Origin of the sequence: Xanthomonas sp. 3058, assembly GCF_014199765.1 — a bacterium.
Taxonomy (GTDB): domain Bacteria; phylum Pseudomonadota; class Gammaproteobacteria; order Xanthomonadales; family Xanthomonadaceae; genus Xanthomonas; species Xanthomonas campestris_B.
This window is the reverse complement of sequence record NZ_JACHOF010000059.1, coordinates 1-1,235: the sequence shown is the minus strand read 5'-3', so window position 1 is coordinate 1,235 and position 1,235 is coordinate 1. Positions and strand designations below refer to the sequence as shown.

Below are 1,235 nucleotides of genomic sequence, written 5' to 3'. Positions count from 1 at the left end.
GGCAATGTCAGCATGCGCGCGGCAGGCGACCTGACCATCCAAAGTGGCCAGGACATTCTGGGCAATGCCAACCAGTCCACCAGCAAGGGCATCGGTACGGTGGTCATTTCCGACACCGAGCGCTTTGCCGGCTACAACAAGAAGAATCACCTGGACGACAACGCCCAGGTGGCGCAGGTGGCCAGCAATGTCGGCAGCCTGGGCGGCAATGTCAGCCTGACCGCAGGCGGTACGTACACCCAGTCAGCCAGCAATGTGGTCGCGGCCAAGGACGTGGACATCACCGCCGCCTCGATCCAGCTGCTGACCGCCAACACCACCAGCTCCGCTTCGCAGCAGGATGACGACCTCAAAATCGGTGCCTTCGCGCGCATCAAGTCGCCGCTGATCGATTTGATCAACAACGTGGACGATGCGCGCAAGTCCGATGGGCGGTTGGGCGCGATGCAGGGCATGGCAGCAGCGGCGAACGGCTATCAGACCGCGAAGGCGGTTCAGAGTGGCTCGCTGCTCAGCGTGGAAGCAGGCGTGGGCTTCGCCACCAACGAGAGCAGCTTCAACAGCAGCAGCCAGATTTCGCAGGGCTCCACCATCACCGGTGGTGGCAATGTGCGCCTGAAGACCACCGAAGGCGATCTGCGTATCGTCCAGGGCAATATCAAGGCTGGCGACACGCTGAGCCTGGATTCGGCACGCGATCTGGTGCTGGAAGCGGGCAGCTCCAGCAACACCGAGCAGAGCAAGGGCAGCAACGCCGGGTTTGAGGTGGGCGTCGGCGCATCGGTCGGCGCGCAAACCGGCGTGTACGCGTACGTGCAGGCCAGCGCAGGCAGCCACAAGTCGAACGTGGATGGCAGCACCTGGCAGAACACGCAGCTGGCTGGCCAGAACATCGTGCTCAAGTCAGAGGGTGATACCACCTTGCGCGGCGCGGTGGTCAAAGGCGACCGGATCGATGCACAGGTCGGTGGCGACCTCACCATCGAATCGCTGCAAGACACGCTCGATATCCAGTCCAAGGAAAGCAGTGTCGGTGGCCGGGTGCAGGTCTCAGCGGGTACCGCCTGGGATGCCAGCGGGTACGCAAGCGGCGCCAAGGCCAACGGCAATTATCTGGGTGTGGTCGAGCAATCGGGCCTGTTCGCGGGCAATGGTGGCTACCACGTCACTGCCGGCAACGTAAACCTGATCGGAGGCGCGATCGCCAGCACCAATGCCGGTGCCAGCGAACTGAC

General features: G+C 63.2%; 1 protein-coding gene. It reads left to right on the top strand.

Going from position 1 to position 1,235, the window contains the following annotated elements; genetic code table 11:
- Nucleotides 1-1,235, top strand: a 1,235-nt coding sequence (locus GGR61_RS20925; RefSeq protein ID WP_184623855.1) for a hemagglutinin repeat-containing protein, incomplete at both ends; no start/stop codon positions are given.